16 protein-coding genes and 1 pseudogene are annotated in these 18,409 nt (G+C 70.0%); 14 read left to right on the top strand and 3 right to left on the bottom strand.

Annotation, left to right across the window (positions count from 1 at the left end; all coding sequences use genetic code 11):
* Positions 1 to 19: 19 nt before the first annotated feature.
* From ACFYNL_RS07590 to ACFYNL_RS07620, 7 genes and pseudogenes are all read left to right on the top strand, one after another.
* Positions 20 to 631: a hypothetical protein gene (locus ACFYNL_RS07590; protein ID WP_388798202.1), complete on the top strand. Its 612-nt coding sequence runs from the start codon at positions 20 to 22 to the stop codon at positions 629 to 631.
* 87 nt (positions 632 to 718) lie between these two features.
* Positions 719 to 1,198, top strand: a pseudogene (locus ACFYNL_RS07595) (DNA cytosine methyltransferase); the annotation flags it as partial.
* Positions 1,199 to 1,372: 174 nt separating this feature from the next.
* Positions 1,373 to 1,993: a hypothetical protein gene (locus ACFYNL_RS07600; protein ID WP_388800658.1), complete on the top strand. Its 621-nt coding sequence runs from the start codon at positions 1,373 to 1,375 to the stop codon at positions 1,991 to 1,993.
* Between the two features lie 87 nt (positions 1,994 to 2,080).
* Positions 2,081 to 2,956 (top strand): bifunctional DNA primase/polymerase, encoded by an 876-nt coding sequence (locus ACFYNL_RS07605; RefSeq protein WP_388798205.1) that lies wholly within the window; start codon positions 2,081 to 2,083, stop codon positions 2,954 to 2,956.
* Between the two features lie 2 nt (positions 2,957 to 2,958).
* The gene (locus tag ACFYNL_RS07610; RefSeq protein WP_388798207.1) at positions 2,959 to 4,440 is read left to right on the top strand and encodes an ATP-binding protein; all 1,482 of its coding nucleotides are present in this window, start codon (positions 2,959 to 2,961) and stop codon (positions 4,438 to 4,440) included.
* Positions 4,441 to 4,860: 420 nt separating this feature from the next.
* Positions 4,861 to 5,100, top strand: a complete 240-nt coding sequence (locus ACFYNL_RS07615) for a helix-turn-helix transcriptional regulator (protein WP_388798210.1) — start codon at positions 4,861 to 4,863, stop codon at positions 5,098 to 5,100.
* Positions 5,101 to 5,180: 80 nt separating this feature from the next.
* On the top strand, positions 5,181 to 6,419 hold the full coding sequence (locus ACFYNL_RS07620) for a tyrosine-type recombinase/integrase (protein WP_388798213.1): 1,239 nt from the start codon (positions 5,181 to 5,183) through the stop codon (positions 6,417 to 6,419).
* A gap of 936 nt (positions 6,420 to 7,355) precedes the next feature.
* Here the strand turns inward: ACFYNL_RS07620 and glnA are convergent.
* Positions 7,356 to 8,717: a type I glutamate--ammonia ligase gene (glnA, locus tag ACFYNL_RS07625; protein ID WP_388798216.1), complete on the bottom strand. Its 1,362-nt coding sequence runs from the start codon at positions 8,715 to 8,717 to the stop codon at positions 7,356 to 7,358.
* 329 nt (positions 8,718 to 9,046) lie between these two features.
* Here glnA and ACFYNL_RS07630 point away from each other — a divergent pair, with 329 nt between their 5' ends.
* Entirely contained in the window at positions 9,047 to 10,240 is a 1,194-nt protein-coding gene (locus ACFYNL_RS07630; RefSeq protein WP_388798219.1) for a globin domain-containing protein, read from the top strand.
* An 11-nt stretch (positions 10,241 to 10,251) separates the two neighbouring features.
* On the opposite strand, the gene ACFYNL_RS07635 is transcribed toward ACFYNL_RS07630, so the two are convergent.
* Positions 10,252 to 10,686, bottom strand: coding sequence for an RrF2 family transcriptional regulator (locus ACFYNL_RS07635; RefSeq protein WP_388798222.1), 435 nt, complete (start codon positions 10,684 to 10,686; stop codon positions 10,252 to 10,254).
* 132 nt (positions 10,687 to 10,818) lie between these two features.
* On the opposite strand from ACFYNL_RS07635, the gene ACFYNL_RS07640 reads away from it, so the two are divergent.
* Positions 10,819 to 11,505 (top strand): DUF3105 domain-containing protein, encoded by a 687-nt coding sequence (locus ACFYNL_RS07640; RefSeq protein ID WP_388798225.1) that lies wholly within the window; start codon positions 10,819 to 10,821, stop codon positions 11,503 to 11,505.
* Entirely contained in the window at positions 11,502 to 12,125 is a 624-nt protein-coding gene (locus ACFYNL_RS07645; RefSeq protein WP_388798228.1) for a DUF305 domain-containing protein, read from the top strand. Before ACFYNL_RS07640 ends, ACFYNL_RS07645 begins: the two co-directional genes overlap by 4 nt.
* A gap of 140 nt (positions 12,126 to 12,265) precedes the next feature.
* On the opposite strand, the gene panB is transcribed toward ACFYNL_RS07645, so the two are convergent.
* Positions 12,266 to 13,141 (bottom strand): 3-methyl-2-oxobutanoate hydroxymethyltransferase, encoded by an 876-nt coding sequence (gene panB, locus ACFYNL_RS07650; protein WP_388798231.1) that lies wholly within the window; start codon positions 13,139 to 13,141, stop codon positions 12,266 to 12,268.
* 183 nt (positions 13,142 to 13,324) lie between these two features.
* Here panB and ACFYNL_RS07655 point away from each other — a divergent pair, with 183 nt between their 5' ends.
* From ACFYNL_RS07655 to ACFYNL_RS07670, 4 genes are all read left to right on the top strand, one after another.
* The gene (locus tag ACFYNL_RS07655; protein WP_388798234.1) at positions 13,325 to 14,914 is read left to right on the top strand and encodes an MFS transporter; all 1,590 of its coding nucleotides are present in this window, start codon (positions 13,325 to 13,327) and stop codon (positions 14,912 to 14,914) included.
* A gap of 102 nt (positions 14,915 to 15,016) precedes the next feature.
* The gene (locus ACFYNL_RS07660) at positions 15,017 to 15,646 is read left to right on the top strand and encodes a TetR/AcrR family transcriptional regulator (RefSeq protein WP_388798237.1); all 630 of its coding nucleotides are present in this window, start codon (positions 15,017 to 15,019) and stop codon (positions 15,644 to 15,646) included.
* 188 nt (positions 15,647 to 15,834) lie between these two features.
* Positions 15,835 to 16,896 (top strand): endonuclease/exonuclease/phosphatase family protein, encoded by a 1,062-nt coding sequence (locus ACFYNL_RS07665; protein ID WP_388798240.1) that lies wholly within the window; start codon positions 15,835 to 15,837, stop codon positions 16,894 to 16,896.
* 167 nt (positions 16,897 to 17,063) lie between these two features.
* Entirely contained in the window at positions 17,064 to 18,287 is a 1,224-nt protein-coding gene (locus tag ACFYNL_RS07670; protein ID WP_388798244.1) for an MFS transporter, read from the top strand.
* Positions 18,288 to 18,409 lie beyond the last annotated feature (122 nt).

Genomic DNA, 18,409 nt, shown 5'->3' on the forward strand with positions numbered 1-18,409 from the left:
CAGGACAAGAGGAGCACTCGTGAACGACCCCACCGCCCGGCACTGGCTCACCGCCGCGCTGCCCAAGGCCGCACCCGCCATCGCCACCACCACCGTGCTCGCCCTCGCCCGCATCTGGAACGCCAACGGCGCCGAACACTCCGTCGGCAACGCCGCGCTGATGACTGCACTCTCCCTCAGCGCCGCCGCCGCGGGCGTCGTCGCGGCCAACGCCACCGGCGACTCCGTCCTCGTCGGAACCGCGTTCGCCGCCTCCGGCGCCCTCGCCTTCGCCGGGGTCGCCGGATACGCCGACGGGCTCTCCCTGCCCCTGCTGCTGTGGTCCCTGGCCACCGCCGGCGCCTACGGACTCGCCGCAATGTACTGGCGCACCGACCGCCGCGCGACGGTCGCCCACGAGCGGGACATGACCGAGCGGCGCGAGGAGTACGCCCACATCGAGCGCGTCGAAACCCTCCGCGCCACCACGGAAATCGAGGTAGCCCGCACCGGCTCCGCCTACGCCGAACAACTCGCACAGGCACTCGTCACCCGCGCCGCGCTGCCCGGCTTCGACCCCGCCGCCCTGGAAGCCGCGGGACTGCCCGCCCTCCCGGCCGCCGACAGGGCGCCCAAGACCAACGACGTGTAGCTATGCCCGAGGCGGGCGCCGTCTCACCACAAGCCTGCGCCTGCCCCGGTCCTCCAGTCCCTCCAAGAGAGCAGGAGACCACCCAGCATGACCCATCCCAGCGTCGTGCCGCCGGAGGGCGGCAACATCAGCCTGTGCACCGGATCCGGCGCGCTGGACCAGGCCGTGGAAGCCGTCACCGGCCTGCCCGCGGTCCTAGTCGGCGAGAAGGACCCTGCCGCCTCGAAACTGCTGGCCGCACGTCTGCCCCACGCCCGCAACCTCGGTGACATCACCGCCGTCGACTGGGCGGCGATGGCCGCCACACAGCCGCGCCCGGCGGCGCTGACCGCCGGCTTCCCGTGCCAGGACATTTCCAACGCCGGACCTCGGGGAGGGATCGCCGGTGACCGCTCCGGACTCTGGAAAACCATCGCCCAAGCCGTTCGCCACCTTCGACCCCGACTTGTGTTCCTGGAAAACGTCGCCGCTCTGCGAAGCCGAGGGCTCGATGTCGTCGCCGCCGACCTGGCCGCGATCGGGTACGACGCGCGGTGGATGTGCCTACGCGCTGGAGATCCCGAAGTCGGAGCCTGCCACCGCCGCGACCGCTGGTTCGCCGTCGCGTATCCCGCTGCTGAAGACCCCCACCTCACAGCTCGGCAAGAACGGCGGCCCGCAGCACCCGGACAAGCGCAAGGCGGGCGGGCACGGGCCCACGCTGGAGGACGAAGTGGTCTTCTTGCTGCCCCCGACCGAAGCTTGAGGCTGCTGCCCACCCCGGCCGCCGCCGACGGCACCGGCGGCCCCGGACTCTCGCCCAAGCGGCAGGACGGCATGAACCTGCGCACCGCCGTCACCCTGCTGCCCACCCCCGCGGCCCGCGACTGGAAGTCCGGCTCCTCCAACCTGATCGGGGTCAACTCCCGTCCGCTGAACGAGGTGGTGGTCAACCTGCTGCCCACCCCCAAGGCATCCGACGGGCCTCACGGCGGCCCGAACCAGCGCGACGCCGCAGGGCACTACTACCTGCCCGGCCAGGCCGTGCGCCTTGACGGCCGGTGGGTGGCCACCAACGGCACCGACTACGGGCCCGCCATCCGCCGCTGGGAGCAGGTGCTGGGACGGACCGCGCCGGAGCCGACCGAGGCGGGCACCAAGGGCAACCGCCGGCTGTCCCCGGCGTTCGTGGAATGGATGATGGGCGCAGCCCCGGGCTGGGTGACCGATCCGGGGCTGGGACTGTCCCGCTCCGATCAGCTCAAGATCCTCGGCAACGGCGTCGTAATCCACCAAGCCGCACTCGCCTACCGCACGCTGCTCGCCGCCGCGCCCGAAGCCTCGGAGCCCGGTCCGGCCCAGCTCGCCCTGGACATCGCCTAGACACGCCCGAGGCGGGCGCCGTCTCACCACAAGGCCTGCGCCCGCCCCGGTTCTCCAGTCCCTCCAAGAGAGCAGGAGACCTCCAGCATGCCCCAACTGCACGTTGTCGGCGAGAGCCCAACGGCACGCACACACCTTCGCATCGCCCTCGAACTCGCGGCGGCCGGCGTACCACCGCTGCCCCTCCGGCACGGCAAGGTCCCCTTCGGGAACTGCCGCGCATGCACGGACGGTGCCTGCGGCGGGCGGCCGAACATGAAGACCGCGGGCCCTTGCCACTGCCCCGCCCCATGCCACGCGTGGGCCGCCGCCACCACCGACCCGAGCGTCCTCACCTCACCCGCATGGGCCCTGGCGTGGAGGCAGAGCGCGGCCGTCGCCTACCACCCGGGGGGCGCCGCACTGACCGTGGTCGACCTCGACAACGCCGCGGCCGTCGCATGGGCCCGCGAGACCCTGCCCGCCACCCGGACCGTGGCCACCACGCGCGGCGAACACTGGATCTACCAAGGCGCCATGCGATCCGTGAACGCCGTCCGGCCCGGCGTGGACATCAAGTCCACGATGTCCTATGTCCGTTGGCTCGGTCCCGGCACCGGCGCCATGGCGGAGTTGCCGGACGCTGTCCTTGCGCTCGCCGTGAAGGAGCCTTCCACGCTCCGGCCGGCGCAGCACACCATAACGGTGTCCGCACCGACCGGAGCCGGGGAGTGCCACCACCGCACGCCCGCCTACCTGGAACGTGGCATCGCCATGGCCGAGCAGCGCATCACCGAAGCCCGCAGCGCGATCCACACGACCGTCTACCGGACGTTCCTCGCCGTGCTGTCGACGCACGGCCGGTGCGGCTGCCTCACCGACGCCCACGTCGCGCGACTGTTCACCGCCGCTCAGACCAAGGGCGAGACCCCGCGGCACTGCACCGACGCGTGGACCAACGCCCTCACCGCCCTGGGGATGTAGCCATGTCCGAGGACGAAAAGAACCCAGCACGGCAGGTCATCACCGACTACGCGCAAGCGCATTTCCGCTACTTCCGCACCGTCGACGGGACCGTGTACGCGCAGCGCAACGGCCACCCCGTCGCCCGCCCGATCCGCTCCCAGGGCACCACCGGCAGCCACCGCCAGGAACTCATGGTCGGCCTGTTCAGGGACGGACTGGGCGTCTTCAACGGGACCGCGCTCAAGGAGGCGCTCGACTTGATCGAAGCACTCGCACTGACCGAGGACGTACAGCCCACCCACATCCGCGTCGCCCCCGGGTTCGACGGCGCGACCTGGCTCGACCTCGGCCGCGACGACGGCACGTCCGTCCGTATCCAACCCAGCGGCTGGGACATCGCCGTCCCCGACCCGCAGGAAGTGTGCTGGCGGCGCACCCAGCTCACCGGCGAACTCCCCCTGCCCGCCAAGGACACCGACGGCAAAGGCATCGACCTCCTGCTCCGCCTGTGCAACTTCGCCGGCGCCGAGACCGAGTGCCTGGCCATCGCCTGGCTGATCGGCTGCTTGGAGCCGTCCGTGCCCGTGCCAGCCCCGTTCCTCACCGGCCCCCAAGGCGCGGGCAAGTCCACCGGCGGCCGCATGCTGGTGCGGATCATCGAGGGGATGAGCGGTGATCTGCGGCGGGCGCCGAAGGACGAGGAGAACATGATCACGGCCGTGGCAGCCGGTTGGGTGACCGCCCTGGACAACCTCTCTCACCTGTCCCCGGACCTGTCCGACCTCATGTGCTGCATCGTCACCGGCGCCGAGAGCATCAAGCGCGCGCTGTTCACCGACGGCGACGTCGTCCGGTCCCGCTACCGGCGCCCCATGCTTCTGACTGGTATCGACGTGGGCGTCATCCGCCCCGACCTCGCCGAACGCCTCCTCCCACTCCGTCTCGTACGGCCCCGGGTGCGGCGCACCGAGGCGGAACTGTGGGCGGAGTACGCGGAGATCCTGCCGGTCGTTCTCGGTTCCCTGCTGGACCTGACGGTGAAGGTGAGGGCAGCGCAGGCGGAGACACCGACCGACCTGCGCATGGCGGACTTCGCGCACCTGTGCGCGCAGCTCGACGCGGCAACCGGCCTCGGGGCACTGGCCGCGTACCGGGCCAGCCTGGACGACCTGAACGACGACGTCATCGAGGGCGACCTTCTGGCACAGACCGTGTTGCAGCACGCAGGCGGCATGGAAGCGGGAGCCGAGCAGCAGATGACGTCCACGCAGTGGCTGAACTGCCTCAGCGGCGTCTACATCGGGGACGACTTGCGCCCACTGCCCAAAGGCTGGCCGACCACCGGCAAAGTGCTCTCTGACCGCCTCAAGCGGCTTCAACCGACCCTGGCGGCCCGTGGCGTCCTCATCGACTTCGGCCGCACCCGAGAGGGCCGCTACATCGTCATGACCCGCCAACCGGCCCCGCCCGCGCACGAACAGCAGCGCTTCGCTGGCTCCTGACCGCACAATCAAGAGGAGCACCCCCGCGCCATGGGTGCTCCTCTTGCTGTTCGGCGGCGGCCGCCGCCCTGCGCTGGACGTGCCGCGCAGCGGCTCCTTCTTCACGTCCTGAGCCGCACCACACCACCAACAGCCCCCCCTTTTTTCCTAAGTAGGGAAGCGCTGCGTCACAGCGTCACGCGATCATGAAAACCACCCCGTGACCTGCACAGACGGGCGTGACGCAGACGGCGAATTCTGCGTCACGCCTGCGTCACAGCGTCACGCGTGACGGACAGCCTGCGTCACCCGTGACGCACCCCGCGCGCCCTGCGTCACGCAAAACCACAGGTCAGAGGACTGGATGACGCAGGTGACGCTGTGACGCAGAAATCCGAACCTCGGACACACGCGGCCATGCCCTCCCCGTTTGGAGTCCCTATGGCACAGCCGACAGATCCCGACCCCCGCGCCACCCTCCGAGGCGGCCTCCCGGACCGGTACCTCACCCCCGACGACATCGCCGAGATCTTCGAGGTGCCGAAAGAGACCGTCTACCAGTGGCGCAAGAAGCGGACCGGCCCGCCCGGCTTCCGCATCGGCAAGTACGTCCGCTACGACCCCGCCGACGTACGCATCTACGTCACCGAGTGCAAAGCCGTCGGCCGCGAAGCCGCCTGACCCAACGCAAGCCAGACACAGCAGGGAGAGCCGCTACCGACGGCCCTCCCTGCTGCACGTCGAGAAGGGACCACCGCCGCATGGCAGGCCACATCCAAGACCGCTGGTACAAGACGGAAATCGACGCCACCGGGAAGCCCAACCGGGTACGCACTGATCGCTACGGCACGGGTATGCGCTACCGCGCCCGGTACATCGGACCGGACGGCACCGAGAAGAGCAAGTCATTCCACGACGGACAGAAGCGACTGGCCGACCAGTGGCTTGCCCACATTGAGGCCGACATGTCTCGCGGCCAGTACATCGACCCCGCTGCCAGCCGGGTGACGTTCCGGCAGTACGCCGAGAAGTGGTTGAGCACGCAGGTCACCGGCATAACCACACGAGAGTCAGTCGAGTCCGCGATCCGTGGCCATGCGATCCCCTATCTCGGCTCGCGACCGCTCGGCTCCTTCAAGCCGGAGCACATCCGAGGCTGGCTCAGCAAATTGGAGCGGGCCGTACCGGCTTCGTCCTACCGGCGCGTGATCTACAACAACGTGTCGACGATTCTCAACGCAGCCGTCGACGATGGCCATCTGCCCAAGAACCCCTGCCACGCGCAATCCGTACGGCCCCCTGCTGCGGGCAACGGCCGCGTTGTGCCGTGGACGGCCCGGCGCGTATTCGCTGTTCGGGCAGCGCTGCGAGACCGCTACCGCGCGACGGTCGATCTCGGAGCAGGATCCGGACTCCGCCAAGGCGAAATCTTCGGGCTTTCCGAGGACGAGATCGACTTTGACTCTGGGTGGCTGCACATCGTTAATCAGGTGAAGGTCACAAAGGGCGGTCTCGTGTTCGCTCCGCCGAAGCGCGACAAACTGCGCGATGTCCCAATGGCCGACCACGTGGCACACAGCCTAAAACAGCACATTGAGGCTTTCCCCCCGGTAGCAGTTACATTGCCATGGCTCCGGTTGGACGGCCCGCTTGTAACCCGGCGACTCCTCTTCACCCGTCTCGATGGCACGGGGGCGGTTCGGCGGACCGACTTTAACGATCGTGAGTGGAAGCCCGCTCTCGTCGCGGCCGGGGTGATCCCCGAACCGAGGCCGGGCGAGAGGTATCAGGCGGCTCGCGAACACGGCATGCACGCCCTCAGGCACTTCTACGCCTCGGTCCTGCTGGATGCGGGCGAGAACATCAAAGCACTGAGTCACTACCTCGGACACAACGATCCGGGATTCACGCTCCGGGTCTACACGCACCTCATGCCGAGTAGCGACGCACGGGTCCGGACGGCCGTGGACGACCTGTACGAGGGCCTCAGTGGCCCGTAGGACAATGTCGGCGCCTCCGCCCCGAACCTGACAGGTGACGGAGAAGGTGACCAGGAGGGTGAAGTTCTTTCACGGATTACCTCTGAGCGGCTCAGCACATCGCGAAGAAGTCCGGGCGGAAATCGACGAGATGACGAGTAAGTCCAGGTGGCTGGGGAGACGGAGGCGTCCCATTCCTGTCGCCACGACCGACATTATGTCGGTCGCTCATCTTGCCCTGGCACTCTCATTCCGGGGGGTCCCGTTCGGAGTGAAACCGCTGGTCAGGGCATAGATGGCAGTATCGACTTCTCGCTACGCGGGGTAGGATCCACCGAAGCCGATGCGCACGGGCATCGCGACCAGGATCGCGCTAAAAATCCCAGCAAGGGTAATCTGCGCGAAGCCGACACCATGGGGAGGTGATCCCGATGTAGAACTCCAGTTGATCACGACCTACCCGATATCTGGACAGAGAAAGGAGTCGAGATGGGTCGCTTCTGGCGTGATCTTGGGATCGGCCTGCTAGCAGCAGTAGTCGTCCATTTGATCATCCGCGTCATCGTCTGGGAATTTCCAGCGATTGCGGCCCTGACCGTGTAGCCACCAAGCCGGCAAGCAGAGGACTACACGACCAGGGCCACTCAGCTACTGGGGCTTCTGCCCCAGTAGCTCCTCCGAGGGCGAGCATAGCTCGCCCTCTTCCAGGCTGCGCTCGCTAGCGCGGCATGAAGTGGCTGCTGCTCCGTGGGGCAGCAGCCACTTCATGCCCTGCCGGGTTCAGGATCCACCACTCACGGTGCCCACCTTTGGACAACGAGCAGGACTCAGCCTCCATCGATCCGGCGCCGGACGGCCCAGAGACGGCCCAGACTCAGTGAAGACGCCATAGGGCCGACGGTCGCGGACCGTCGACCCTACCCGTCGAATCAGCGGGACAACTCCTCTGACCTGCGCCTACAGCACCGGCAGGTTCTTCCGCAGCTCGAACGCGGTGACCTCGCTGCGGTACTCCTCCCACTCGCTCTTCTTGTTGCGCAGGAAGAAGTCGAAGACGTGCTCCCCCAGGGTCTCGGCGACCAGGTCGCTGCCCTCCATGAGGGTCAGGGCCTCGCCGAGGTTCTGGGGCAGCGGCTCGATGCCCAACGCGCGGCGCTCGGCGTTGGACAGCGCCCAGACGTCGTCCTCGGCGCCCGGAGGCAGCTCGTAGCCCTCCTCGATGCCCTTGAGGCCGGCGGCGAGCAGGAGCGCGTACGCCAGGTAAGGGTTCGCGCCGGAGTCCAGCGAGCGGACCTCGACCCGTGCCGAGCCCGTCTTGCCGGGCTTGTACATCGGGACGCGGACCAGGGCCGAGCGGTTGTTGTGGCCCCAGCAGATGTACGAGGGGGCCTCGCCGCCGGCGCCCGCGGTGCGCTCGGAGCCGCCCCAGATGCGCTTGTAGGAGTTCACCCACTGGTTGGTGACGGCGGAGATCTCCGCCGCGTGCCGCAGCAGCCCCGCGATGAAGGAGCGGCCGACCTTGGAGAGCTGGTACTCGGCCCCCGACTCGTAGAACGCGTTGCGGTCGCCCTCGAAGAGCGAGAGGTGCGTGTGCATGCCCGAGCCCGGGTGTTCCGAGAAGGGCTTCGGCATGAACGTCGCCTGGACCCCCTGCTCCAGCGCCACCTGCTTCATGACCAGGCGGAACGTCATGATGTTGTCCGCCGTGGACAGCGCGTCGGCGTAGCGCAGGTCGATCTCCTGCTGGCCCGGGGCGCCCTCGTGGTGGGAGAACTCGACCGAGATGCCCATCGACTCCAGCATGGTGATCGCCTGGCGGCGGAAGTCCATGCCGATGTTCTGCGGGGTGTGGTCGAAGTAGCCGGAGTTGTCGGCGGGGGTGGGACGCGAGCCGTCGAGAGGGCGGTCCTTCAGGAGGAAGAACTCGATCTCGGGGTGCGTGTAGAAGGTGAAGCCCAGGTCGGAGGTGCGGGCCAGGGCGCGCTTGAGGACGTAGCGCGGGTCCGCGAAGGACGGGGAGCCGTCCGGCATGAGGATGTCGCAGAACATCCGGGCCGTGCCGGGGGCCTCGGCGCGCCAGGGAAGGATCTGGAAGGTCGACGGGTCCGGCTTGGCGATCATGTCGGACTCGTATACGCGGGCGAAGCCCTCGATCGCCGAGCCGTCGAAGCCGATGCCCTCGTCGAAGGCCTGCTCCAGCTCGGCGGGGGCCACGGCCACGGACTTGAGGAAGCCCAGCACGTCCGTGAACCACAGGCGTACGAACCGGATGTCGCGCTCCTCCAAGGTCCGGAGTACGAACTCCTGCTGCTTGTCCATCTTCCGCTTCCCCATCCTTGCTGGTCAGGCCGCCTGTATCCGGTGCTGCGGGAGGCGGTCGGGCACCTGAGCATCCCACCACAACACCATTTCAGGCGCGTTGCGCACCTTGATCGTCGAGGCGACCCCGGGCTGAACGCCCGGCGTACGGCAGGTGTCCCGCCATGGTGCACGTGAACTGCTCTGCCGCCCATCTTGCCTGCTCGGGCCGACATCCGTAACGCCCGGTCCCATGGGACCCACCCCGCTTTAATTTGCATCTTGGATGCAAGTTTTAATGGTGAGGGGCGACCACCCCCGAGCCGCCCTTCCCGATCCAAGGAGCCCTGATGCTGTCCGAGCAGTCCGCCGCCGTCGTCCGCGCCACCCTCCCCGCCGTCGGAGCGTCCCTCGCCGAGATCACCGAGCGCTTCTACGCGGGGCTGTTCGCCGCCCGCCCCGAGCTGCTGCGCGATCTGTTCAACCGGGGCAACCAGGCGGCCGGCACCCAGCGGCAGGCCCTCGCGGGCTCGATCGCCGCGTTCGCTACGTACCTCCTGGACCACCCCGACGAGCGGCCCGACGCCATGCTCGGCCGTATCGCCCACAAGCACGCCTCGCTGGGCGTCACGGCCGAGCAGTACGCGCTCGTGCACGAGCACCTGTTCGCCGCCATCGCCGACGTGCTCGGCGAGGCCGTCACCGCTGAGGTGGCCGCCGCGTGGGACGAGGTCTACTGGCTGATGGCGAACGCGCTGGTCGCGATCGAGAGGCGGCTGTACGAGGAGCGCGGCGGGGGCGGATGGCAGGAGTGGGAGGTCGTCGCCCGCGTCGAGGAGACCGCCGACGTCGCCACTTTCCGGCTGCGTCCGGCCGACGGCCGCCCCGCGCCCGACTTCCGCGCGGGCCAGTACGTCTCCGTACAGGTCGAGCTGGCGGACGGCGCCCGTCAGATACGCCAGTACAGCCTCTCGGCCGCGCCGGGCTCAGCCGTCCGCCAGATCAGCGTGAAGCGGGTGCGGGGCGGCTCGGCGCCCGACGGCGAGGTCTCCAACCACCTCCACGCGCGCGTGGCGGCCGGCGACCGGCTGCGCCTGTCGGCGCCGTACGGCGATCTCGTGCTCGGTGACCTCGCCACCGACGCCCCGCTGCTCCTGGCCTCCGCCGGCATCGGCGTGACCCCGATCGTCGCCATGCTGGGACAGCTCGCGGACGCCGGGCACCAGGGCCCGGTGGTCGTCGTGCACGGCGACCGCTCCCCCGCCGAGCATGCTCTGCGCGCCGACCACGAGGCCTACGCCGAGAAGCTCGCGGACGCCTCGGTGCACTTCTGGTACGAGACCGACGCCGCCGAGGAGTCCCACCGCACCGGCCTGGTCGACCTCGCCGGCATCGCCGTACCGCCGGGCACGCGCGCGTACCTGTGCGGGCCGCTGCCCTTCATGCGGGCGGTGCGGGCACAGCTGATCGGCAAGGGCGTGGCGGCGGCCGACATCCACTACGAGGTGTTCGGGCCTGACCTCTGGCTGGCGCAGGAGGGCTGAGCCGCCCCGGGTCAGGGCATCCGGCCGATCTGGAGCAGCAGCGGCCCGGTGGGGTCCGCGGTCACGTCGGCCACCGTCAGCGGGTCCAGCGAGGCGTAGAAGGCCTCCTGGGCCCGCCGCAGCGCGCCGCGCAGCCGGCACCCGGAGTGCAGCGGACAGGGGTTCTCCCCCTCGCAGTCGACGACGTCGCCGTCCCCTTCGAAGGCCCGCACGACCGCGCCGACCGATGCCCCGCGGCCCGCGGCACTGAGGGTCAGCCCGCCGCCCCGGCCCCGCCGGGCGTCCACCAGGCCCATGTGCTGCAACTCGGCGACGACCTTGGCGGCATGCGTGTACGGCACCTCCATGTCCGCCGCGACCTCACGGGTCGTCGGTGTGGCGTCACCCAGCACCGCGAGCCGCATGAGGAGCCGCAGTGCCAGGTCCGTGGAGCGCAGAAGCCGCATGACGGCAGCGTAGATAATGCGCATCATGGGTTCCAAATATCCGTGGGTGCGTCTGCTCCCTACGAACGGTCGCCCCTTCCCCATTACGATCAGCGGACCCGACCGTCCCTTTCCCCCCGAAGGACACCACTCATGGGCTCGGCCAAGAACAAGAACAGCGCGGATCGCAAGGCACGGATAGAGGAGATGCGGCGTGCCGAGCAGGCCCGTGCGCGCCGCGCCCGCATCCTGACCGTCGCGGCCAGTGCGGTGGTCGTCGCCGGTCTCGTCGTCGGCGGTGTCGTCCTCGTCCGGTCGCAGTCCGACGACGGCGACAAGGCGCAGTCCGCGTCGCAGTCCGACAAGGGCGAGAAGAAGACCTCCGGGAAGTTCGTCACCGGCGAGGACGGTGTGAAGACCTGGAAGGGCACGCTCACGAGCACCCACGTCGAGACGGACGTGACGTACCCGATGGAGCCCCCGGTCGGCGGCGACCACCACCGGGCCTGGATGAACTGCGACGGTGACGTCTACACCGAGGAACTCAGGAACGAGAACGCCGTGCACTCGATGGAGCACGGCGCGGTGTGGGTGACGTACACCAGCAAGGCGTCGAAGGCGGATGTCGCGGCGCTGGCGGCCAAGGTCGAGCGGACGCCGTACACGCTGATGAGCCCGGACGAGAAGCAGAAGGACCCGATCATGCTCAGCGCGTGGGGACACCAGCGCACGGTGACGGGCGCGGACGACCCGAACGTGGGCAAGTTCTTCGAGACGTACGTCCAGGGCGCGCAGACGCCCGAGAAGGGCGCGCCGTGCACGGGTGGTCTGTCGGAGTGAGGCAGCACCTCGGGTGGGTCGCCGGGACCGCGGCGGCCGTGCTCGTCGCGGCCGGCGCGATCACCTACGCCGTCGCCGGGGACGGCGGTTCGAGCACGACGCCGGGCGCCGACTCGGCGGACGCCGGGTTCGCGCGGGACATGGCGGTGCACCATCAGCAGGCCGTGGAGATGTCGTACGTGGTGCGCGACCGCACCGACGACGAGGAGGTGCGGCGCCTGGCGTACGACATCGCGCAGACGCAGGCCAACCAGCGCGGCATGCTGCTGGGCTGGCTGGATCTGTGGGCGCTGCCCAAGGTGTCGTCCGACGCGCCCATGACCTGGATGGGCATGGGGGACATGCCCTCCGCCGGGGACGGCTCGCTGATGCCGGGCATGGCGACCGACGCGGAGATGAAGAAGCTGGCGGGCCTCGACGGCAGGAAGGCGGAGGTCTTCTTCCTGCAGTTGATGACGGACCACCACAAGGGCGGCATCCACATGGCCGAGGGCTGCGTCGACAAGTGCGCGGTCGGCGTGGAGAAGAGGCTCGCGCAGGACATGGTGAACGGCCAGCGTTCGGAGATCGAGCTGATGAAGGACATGCTGGCGGAGCGGGGCGCGAAGCCGCGTCCGTAGCCACCGCAAACGCCCGGCCGGTCCGCTCGTAGGCAGGGCTGCTGGAAGGCCGGACTGCTGAAAAGGGGCGCCCCGCCGACGGGGGAAGATCGGCGGGGCGCTGTGGTGCCGCAGTGGTTCAGGGGGCCGGCTCGCCGGGCTCAGTGGACGGAGTGCTCCTCCTGCGGGAACGTTCCACCGACCACGTCCTGCGCGAACGCCTTCGCCGCGTTGCCCATGACCTCACGCAGGTCGGCGTACTGCTTGACGAACTTGGGGACCCGGCCGCCGGTCAGTCCCAGCATGTCCGTCCAGACCAGGACCTGGGCGTCCGTCTCCGGTCCCGCGCCGATCCCGACCGTCGGGATGTGCAGCACCCGGGTCACCTCGGCCGCCAGCTCGGCGGGGACCAGTTCCAGGACCACCGCGAAGGCGCCCGCGTCCTGGACCGCCTTGGCGTCCCGCAGCAGCTGGGCCGCGGCCTCCTCGCCGCGGCCCTGGACGCGGTAGCCCATGGCGTTGACGGACTGCGGGGTCAGGCCGATGTGGGCCATGACCGGGATGCCGGACTCGACCAGGAGCCGGATCTGCTCGTGGGACCGCTCGCCGCCCTCCAGCTTCACGGCTCCCACGCCGGCTTCCTTCACCAGCCGGGTCGCCGAGCGCAGCGCCTGCACCGGGCCCTCCTGGTACGAGCCGAACGGCAGGTCGCCGACGATCAGGGCGCGGGAGGTACCGCGTACGACGGCCGCCGAGAGCATGGTCATCTCGTCGAGCGTGACGGGGACGGTCGTGTCGTAGCCGAGGTGGCAGTTGCCCGCCGAGTCGCCGACGAGCATCACCGGGATGCCGGCCTCGTCGAAGACGGACGCGGTCATCGCGTCGTAGGCGGTGAGCATGGGCCACTTCTCGCCCCGCTCCTTGGCGAGGGCGATGTCGCGGACGGTGATGCGGCGGGTGCCCTTCCCCCCGTACAGCGCCTTGCTGCCGTCGGAGGGCTTCGCCTGAGGCGTCTGGGCAGCCGAAAGCTGCGTCATTGCAACGGCTCCTTCATGTCATCTCGAGGCGCCCTGACGGCGTCCCCGGACTCCCCTCCATGGTGGCACCTCGTGCCAGTCAGGGCCAGGCCCTCTGATGTGAGTTCACCCCGCGCGTAAGGTCTCGGCAAAACTTTACGATACGAGACGTCCTCGTATCGTAAATCCCCTACCCTCGACGGCATGACTCCTCCCGCCCCCGACCCCGGCCCACGCATACCGGAGGCGGTGCACCGGCGCCGCTGGGCGATCCTCGGCGTGCTGATGCTCAGCCTGCTGATCGTCGTCCTCGACAACTCGATCCTGAACGTCGCCGTCAAGACCATCTCGACCCCCGCCCCGACCGGCCTGGGCACCACCCAGGGCGAGATCGAGTGGGCGATCAACTCCTACACCCTCGTCTTCGCCGGGCTGCTGTTCAGCGCCGGCCTCCTCGGCGACCGGCTCGGCCGCAAGAAGGTGCTGCTGGCAGGGCTCGCGGTGTTCGGCGTCGGCTCCGCCCTGGCCGCCTTCTCCGGCTCGCCCGGCGAGCTCATCGCCTTCCGCGCGGTGATGGGACTCGGCGCCGCGTTCGTCATGCCGGCCACCCTCGCCGTCCTCATGAACGTCTTCGAGCGGGAGGAGCAGCCCAAGGCCATCGGCATCTGGGCCGGCGGCGTCGGGCTCGCCATCGCCATCGGGCCCATCACCGGCGGTGTCCTCCTCGACCACTTCTGGTGGGGCTCGGTCTTCCTGATCAACGTGCCGATCGTGCTGCTCGCGCTCGCGCTGATGCTGTGGCTGGTCCCCGACTCCCGTGATCCGAACCCCGGCCGCCTCGACCCTGTCGGCGTCGTGCTCTGCGTCGTCGGCCTGGTGCTGCTGGTGTACGGCATCATCAAGGGCGGCCAGCTCGCCGACTTCACGGACGCGACGGTGCTCGCGACCATCGCCGCCGGACTCGCGGTCCTCGTCGTCTTCGTCGTCTTCGAGAAGCGCAGCGACCATCCGTCCATCGACGTCACGTACTTCAAGAACAAGGTGTTCTCGGCCGCGGTGGGCGTCATCGCGCTGGTGTTCTTCGCCCTCATGGGCGTGACCTTCTTCTCGGTCTTCTACACGCAGAGCGTGCGCGGCTACTCGCCCCTGGAGACCGGCCTGCTGATGCTGCCGCTCGCCGCCGCCCAGATGGTCTTCGCCCCGCGCGCCCGGCTCGTCGTCGACCGCTTCGGCAACCGGGCCACGACCACCGGCGCCATGCTGCTGATCGCCGCCACCCTGGCCGCCTTCGCCGCGTTCGAGGCGGACACCCCGATCTGGCTGCTGGAAGTCGTGTTCTTCCTCATGGGCGCCGCCATGGCGCACATCATGACGCCGCTGAGCGTCGTCATCATGCAGGCCCTGCCCCGTGAGAAGGCGGGCTCCGCCTCCGCGCTCAGCAACACCTTCCGCCAGGTCGGCGGCGCACTCGGCATCGCCGTGCTGGGCTCGGTCCTGTCGACGGCGTACCGGGGCGGCGTCGAGGACCGGCTCACGGTGCTGCCGGAGGGCCTCAGGCACACGGCGGGCGAGTCCGTCGAGGCCACGCTCGGTGCCGCGGACCGGCTCGGCGCGCGCGGCGAGGCCCTCGTCGGCCCGGCCCACGACGCCTTCCTGCACGCCATGCACGTCACGGCGCTGTGGGGAGCGGGCGTCGCGGTGCTCGGCGCGGTGGTCGTGGCGCTGTTCCTGCCGGGGAGGCCGACGGCACCTCAGGAGGGCGAGCCGGCGCGGGAGTTGGCGGCGGCGGAGTAGGTCGCCCGGCACGGAGCGGCGGACGCGCCTCGCGCGCTTCGTGCGCACCGGGGTCGTCCGCGAGGGAGAATCGGCACAGCCCACGGAAAGGACCGACACCCAGTGAGCCTCGCCGACAGCCACCCCCGGCACGACGGCCCCGCCCGGGGCCGCCCCCGCAGCGAGGCCGTGGAGCGGGCCATCACGGAGGGCGTCCTGAAGCTGCTGGAGGACGGTGTGCCGCTCGCGGAGCTGTCCATCGAGCGCATCGCCCGTACCGCGGGTGTCGGCAAGGCCACCATCTACCGCCGCTGGAGCGGCAAGGAGGAGCTCTTCGTCGACGTCGTGCGGGCCGCCGAACCCCCGGACCCCGAACTGCCCGGCACCTCGATGCGCGACGATCTCGTGGTGCTGATGGAGCAGTTGCGCAGGCGCGGCCTGATGACCCGCTCCTCGGCGCTGCTGCACAACGTCATCGCCCAGATGAAGAGCAGCCCGAGGATCTGGGACGCCTATCACGCGGCCGTCGTGGAGCCGCGGCGCCGCAACCAGCACGCGATCCTGCGTCGCGGGCAGGAGAACGGCGAACTGCGCACGGACATCGATGTGGACGTGATGAACGACATGATCTTCGGACCGATGCTGGTGCGTGCCGTCATGCGCCCGGAGGCCGACCTGCCGGAAGGGCTGTCGGAGCAGATGGTCGACGCCGTGCTCGAAGGCCTACGGCCCGTCAGTTCACCCACCCCGTAGATCGAATGTGCGCGTTTCGTCACAGAGCGCGCTTTCCCCCGCCGCGATCGGAACTCCCGAAGGCGACTTGTACGTCCTCGCCCCCGTACGGCCGTCATGGGTACGGCAGGAACGAGGCCGATCATCCCCTAGGGTTTCTGTGGGCGCGGGGGGACGACGGTGTGCACGGCAGGTAGTGAGGCGACGGTATGGCGCAGCAGGCGTACGTGACGGGGACGGACAACGGTGACTCGGGGCCCGAGCGCCAAGCACCCGGCCTGCGGCGCCTGAAGGACCGCCTGAACGGTTTCGCCGCCGGCTGGCGCGGTGACCCGCGGATCTGGCGGCGCGGCGTCGTGGTGGCGGTCCTCGCGGTGGTCCTCGCGCTGGTGATGCTGCTGCACGCGCAGATCCCGAACCGGATCGGCAACCTCGGCAGCCTGACAGAGACGTTCCTGCCCTGGCTCGGCCTGTTCGTCCCGGTGCTGCTCCTGGTGGCTCTCCTGCGCAGGTCGGCGACGGCTCTCATCGCCGTGCTGATCCCGGCGATCGTGTGGCTGAACCTCTTCGGCGGGCAGCTCACCGACAAGACCGGCGGTGGCGGCGACCTCACGGTGGCCACCCACAACGTCAACGCCGACAACGCCGACCCGTCCGGCACCGCCCGGGACGTGGCGGCGTCCGGCGCGGACGTGGTGGCCCTGGAGGAGCTGACCGCCTCGGCGGTGCCGACGTACGAGAAGGCGCTGGCCTCGACGTACCGGTACCACTCGGTGCAGGGCACCGTGGGGCTGTGGAGCAAGTACCCGCTGACCGGTGTCCAGCCGGTCAACATCGAGCTGGGCTGGATCCGTGCCATGCGGGCCACGGTGCGGACGCCGGCCGGGCAGGTCGCGGTCTACGTCGCCCATCTGCCGTCGGTGCGCGTGAAGATGGAGGCCGGGTTCACCGCCCGCCAGCGCGACAAGAGCGCCAACGCGCTGGGCGAGGCCATCGCCCATGAGCCCATCGGGAAGGTCGTCCTGCTCGGCGACCTCAACGGCACGATGAACGACCGCGCGCTCAACGCCGTCACCGCCCAGATGCGCTCCACGCAGGGCGCCTCGGGCAGCGGGATGGGGTTCAGCTGGCCGGCGTCGTTCCCCATGGCACGAATCGACCAGATCATGGTCAAGGGCATCGAGCCGGTGAGCTCGTGGACGCTGCCGGAGACGGGGAGCGACCATCTGCCGGTGGCGGCCCGTGTGAGGGTCGACACATCCACCTCCTGAAAGGCCCTGGTCAGGGACGTCCGGACGGCTGTGCGCACCCTTCTGGACGACGGGCGGAATACCGCGCCTGAGAGACTTTGTTCCGTACTTGAACATACGGAGTCCGACCAAGGACTTCCCCGTACGGAACACCGCTCTCGACCCCCTGAAAGGCACAGGCTTCTCGCATGCCCCTGGCCCTGCTCGCCCTGGCCGTCGGCGCCTTCGGCATAGGTACGACCGAGTTCGTGATGATGGGCCTCCTGCCCGAGGTCGCGAACGACCTGGGTGTCTCGATCCCGACCGCCGGGCACCTGGTCTCGGCGTACGCGCTCGGCGTCGTGATCGGCGCCCCGCTGCTGGCCGCGGTCACCGCCCACCTGCCCCGCCGTACCGTCCTGATCGGTCTGATGGGCCTGTTCCTCGCCGGCAACGCGCTCTCCGCGTTCGCCCCCGACTACCACTGGCTCGTGGCCGCCCGCTTCCTCAGCGGCCTGCCGCACGGCGCCTTCTTCGGCGTCGGCGCGGTCGTGGCGACGAGCATGGTCGCGCCGGAGCGCAAGGCCCGCTCCGTGTCGCTGATGTTCCTGGGCCTGACCGTCGCCAACGTCGCGGGCGTGCCGGTCGCGACCCTGCTGGGCCAGCACCTCGGCTGGCGGGCGGCGTTCCTCGGTGTGAGCGCGATCGGCCTGGCCGCGATGGCGTCGCTGGCGCTGCTGATCCCGCGCGCCGAGGCGCACGCCGCTCCGGCCGCCGGACTGCGCGGCGAACTGGCCGCCCTGCGCTCCCTGCCGGTCTGGCTGGCGCTCGGCACCACGGTCGCCGGCTTCGGCGCGCTCTTCGCCGCGTACAGCTACGTCACGCCCATGCTGACCGACTCCGCCGGGTACGCGGGCGCCGACGTGACCCTGCTGCTGGCACTGTTCGGCGTCGGCGCGACCGTGGGCAACCTGCTGGGCGGCCGTCTGGCGGACCACGCGATGCGCGGGACGCTGTTCGGCGGCCTGGTCGCGCTGGCCGTCGTACTGGCTCTCTTCCCGCTGCTGATGAGCACTGCGTGGGGCGCCGCCCTGGCGGTGACCCTGCTGGGCACGGCCGCGTTCGCCACCGGCTCCCCGCTGCAGCTGATGGTCATGGAGAAGGCGGCCGGCGCCCCGTCCCTCGCCTCCTCCGCCAACCAGGCCGCCTTCAACCTGGCGAACGCGGGCGGCGCCTGGATCGGCGGCCTCGCCCTCGCCGCCGGCTTCGGTGTGACGTCCCCCGCCCTGGCCGGGGCCGCGCTGGCCGTGCTCGGGCTGGGTGTCGCCGGCGCCGCTCACGCGGTGGACCGGCGCCGGTTCGCTGCGCCGACCGGGCGGGAGCGCGTGGTCGCGGGGCACGTTCCGCAGCAGGCCGAGACCGTGCGGCGGTGAGCCCCGCCCGTGCGCGAGGGGGCGTCCGGTGATCACCGGGCGCCCCCTCGGCGTGTGCGCCGTCGGCGGTCCGTAGGCCGTGTCGGTGATCTGTCGGTCGTTTGTCGGTGCCCTCTGACACC

The sequence above is a fragment of the Streptomyces sp. NPDC007808 genome (assembly GCF_042868655.1).
Lineage (GTDB): Bacteria > Actinomycetota > Actinomycetes > Streptomycetales > Streptomycetaceae > Streptomyces.

Excerpts from the sequence above, each read along its gene's own strand:
- ACFYNL_RS07605 (WP_388798205.1), top strand. The coding sequence starts at position 2,081 with ATGCCCCAACTGCACGTTGTCGGCGAGAGCCCAACGGCACGCACACAC.
- ACFYNL_RS07610 (WP_388798207.1), top strand. The coding sequence starts at position 2,959 with ATGTCCGAGGACGAAAAGAACCCAGCACGGCAGGTCATCACCGACTAC.
- ACFYNL_RS07615 (WP_388798210.1), top strand. The coding sequence starts at position 4,861 with ATGGCACAGCCGACAGATCCCGACCCCCGCGCCACCCTCCGAGGCGGC.
- ACFYNL_RS07620 (WP_388798213.1), top strand. The coding sequence starts at position 5,181 with ATGGCAGGCCACATCCAAGACCGCTGGTACAAGACGGAAATCGACGCC.
- glnA (WP_388798216.1), bottom strand. The coding sequence starts at position 8,717 with ATGGACAAGCAGCAGGAGTTCGTACTCCGGACCTTGGAGGAGCGCGAC.
- ACFYNL_RS07630 (WP_388798219.1), top strand. The coding sequence starts at position 9,047 with ATGCTGTCCGAGCAGTCCGCCGCCGTCGTCCGCGCCACCCTCCCCGCC.
- ACFYNL_RS07635 (WP_388798222.1), bottom strand. The coding sequence starts at position 10,686 with ATGCGGCTTCTGCGCTCCACGGACCTGGCACTGCGGCTCCTCATGCGG.
- ACFYNL_RS07640 (WP_388798225.1), top strand. The coding sequence starts at position 10,819 with ATGGGCTCGGCCAAGAACAAGAACAGCGCGGATCGCAAGGCACGGATA.
- panB (WP_388798231.1), bottom strand. The coding sequence starts at position 13,141 with ATGACGCAGCTTTCGGCTGCCCAGACGCCTCAGGCGAAGCCCTCCGAC.
- ACFYNL_RS07655 (WP_388798234.1), top strand. The coding sequence starts at position 13,325 with ATGACTCCTCCCGCCCCCGACCCCGGCCCACGCATACCGGAGGCGGTG.
- ACFYNL_RS07665 (WP_388798240.1), top strand. The coding sequence starts at position 15,835 with ATGGCGCAGCAGGCGTACGTGACGGGGACGGACAACGGTGACTCGGGG.
- ACFYNL_RS07670 (WP_388798244.1), top strand. The coding sequence starts at position 17,064 with ATGCCCCTGGCCCTGCTCGCCCTGGCCGTCGGCGCCTTCGGCATAGGT.